The 1,925-nt window shown below is 68.8% G+C and carries 4 protein-coding genes; all 4 read right to left on the bottom strand.

Annotated features, from left to right (window positions below; all coding sequences use genetic code 11):
• A partial coding sequence (rplI, locus tag ACY45C_RS21065; protein ID WP_462189288.1) for a 50S ribosomal protein L9 occupies positions 1-442 on the bottom strand: 442 nt, incomplete at its 3' end.
• 9 nt (positions 443-451) lie between these two features.
• Positions 452-688: a 30S ribosomal protein S18 gene (gene rpsR / locus ACY45C_RS21060; protein ID WP_011438874.1), complete on the bottom strand. Its 237-nt coding sequence runs from the start codon at positions 686-688 to the stop codon at positions 452-454.
• Positions 689-738: 50 nt separating this feature from the next.
• Positions 739-1,290, bottom strand: coding sequence for a single-stranded DNA-binding protein (locus tag ACY45C_RS21055; protein WP_462189286.1), 552 nt, complete (start codon positions 1,288-1,290; stop codon positions 739-741).
• Positions 1,291-1,353: 63 nt separating this feature from the next.
• Entirely contained in the window at positions 1,354-1,680 is a 327-nt protein-coding gene (rpsF, locus tag ACY45C_RS21050; RefSeq protein ID WP_462189285.1) for a 30S ribosomal protein S6, read from the bottom strand.
• Between the last annotated feature and the right edge of the window lie 245 nt (positions 1,681-1,925).

The raw sequence follows: 1,925 nt of genomic DNA, 5'->3' as shown, positions 1-1,925 counted from the left end.
CCTGCGTGACCTGGAGCTTCACGGTCGCGGTCACCTCGGGGTGCAGATGCACGGCGACGGTGTAGGCGCCCAGGGACTTGATCGGCGTGGTGAGCTCGACGCGGCGCCGGTCGAGCTCGGGGCCACCCGCGGCGGTCACCGCCTCCACCACGTCGGCCGCCGTTACGGAACCGAACAGGCGGCCTTCCTTGCCCGCCCGGCTGGTCAGCTCGACCTTGAGGCCACCGAGCTGACCGGCGATCTCCTGAGCGTGCCCGAGATCGCGGACCGCGCGGGCCGACCGGGCCCGCTTGATCTGCTCGACCTGACGCTCCGCGCCCTTGGTCGCGAGGATCGCGTACCGGCGGGGCACGAGGTAGTTGCGCCCGTACCCGTTCGCGACCTCCACGATGTCACCCGGGCTGCCGAGACCGGGGACCTCCTGGGTCAGGATGAGCTTCATCGCCACCCCCTACCGGGCCGAGGCGGTGTAGGGCAGCAGCGCCATCTCGCGGCTGTTCTTCACCGCCGTCGCCACGTCGCGCTGGTGCTGGCTGCAGTTACCGCTCACCCGACGGGCCCGGATCTTGCCCCGGTCGGAGATGTACTTGCGCAGCAGCGAAGTGTCCTTGAAATCGATGTAGTCGACCTTGTCCTTGCAGAAAACGCAAACCTTCTTCTTGGGCTTGCGCACGGCCGCCTTGGCCATGGGTGTGCTGCTACCTCGTTGTGTCGTTCGCGAGGACGACGACCGGCCGCTCAAAACGGTGGCTCGTCGGAGTAGCCGCCGGCCGGTTGCGACCAGGGGTCATCGATGGGTGCTCCACCACCACTACCGCCGCCGTAGCTGCCGGCCGGAGCGCCCGCGGGAACACCGGCGGGGGCGCCGGCGGGCGCGCCGTAGCCGCCTCCGCCACCGCCCCCGTAACTGCTGCCACCACCGCCGCGCGCGGCCTTGACGACCTTGGCGGTGGCGTAGCGCAGGCTCGGGCCGATCTCGTCGACATCGAGCTCGATCACGGTGCGCTTCTCACCCTCGCGGGTCTCGAACGACCGCTGCTTGAGGCGGCCGGTGACGATGACCCGAGCGCCCTTCTGCAGCGACTCGGCGACGTGCTCCGCCGCCTGGCGCCAGATGGAGCAGCGCAGGAACAGCGCCTCGCCGTCCTTCCACTCGTTGGTCTGGCGGTCGAGGGTGCGCGGCGTGGAGGCGACGGTGAAGCTGGCGACCGCGGCACCGTTCGGGGTGAACCTCAGTTCGGGGTCGTTGGCTAGGTTGCCGACGACAGTGATGACGGTTTCACCAGCCATGGGCACTCTCCCGGAGATCGGCGGCCCACGACGGCACGGGGACTGCCGTCGCCGCGGACCGGATCACGCCGCCGCCCGGCGGCTCTGACGTGGCTTCTTCGGCTCTGGAAGCCGAATGACCTTGGTGCGGATGACCGACTCGTTGAGGACGAGCTGACGGTCGAGCTCGGCGACGACGTCGGGCTCCGCATGCAGGTCGATGACGGCGTAGATGCCTTCGTAACTCTTGGCGATCTCGTAGGTGAGCCGGCGCCGGCCCCAGACATCGACCTTCTCCACCACGCCGCCGCCCTGACGGACGACACCGAGGTACTGGTCGAGGGAGGGCGCGACGGTGCGTTCCTCGAGGTCAGCATCGAGGATCACCATGAGCTCATAATGACGTGCCAAGACTGAACCCACCTCCTGTGGACTCTGGCGGCCACGGATCTTCCGCGGCAGGAGGGACCGCGACCGGAACCTGTGCCGTCTCGAACGTGCTCGACGCGATGGATCCGAGAGGGGACCGCCCGTCAGCACATCCGGACGATCATCAGTGCACGAGGGCCACCCGGAGGCGCACCGACCAATCATGACGAGTGGTCGGCCTGGACCAGCGGATGGACACACGTACGCCGGCGCACGGTATGTCCAGC

The sequence above is a fragment of the Frankia sp. CcWB2 genome (assembly GCF_977927585.1).
The sequence above is the reverse complement of the archived record's forward strand: the minus strand, read 5'-3'. Positions and strand labels throughout refer to the sequence as shown.